Origin of the sequence: Methylobacterium sp. WL64 (genome assembly GCF_008039945.1) — a bacterium.
GTDB lineage: Bacteria > Pseudomonadota > Alphaproteobacteria > Rhizobiales > Beijerinckiaceae > Methylobacterium.
On record NZ_VRVA01000356.1, the window covers coordinates 1 to 248 of the forward strand.

The window sequence follows — 248 nt, forward strand, 5'->3', positions numbered from 1 at the left end:
ACTGTGGCGGTGAGGGCCGCACCTTGCTCTGTCGCGGGCTTAGAAAACCCTAGGCAAACACGGGCTGACCCTCACCTTGTAGCCTCACTGGCTTCACTCCAGCGGGCAACTCAAAGATACAAGGCAGTCCGTCGCGCGATCCAGCTACGTGAAGAGAGCGTAAGGTCGCTGGCCAAGCGCTACGGCGTCAGTCCGACGACGGTGCAGAAGTGGCGTAAACGGACGAGCACAGCGGATGCCCGGATGGG

Annotated in this window: 1 protein-coding gene; it reads left to right on the forward strand. The window is 61.7% G+C overall.

What is annotated here, in order from left to right:
- Positions 1 to 87: 87 nt before the first annotated feature.
- On the forward strand, positions 88 to 248 hold a 161-nt coding region (locus FV242_RS34230; protein ID WP_147942062.1), incomplete at its 3' end, for a helix-turn-helix domain-containing protein.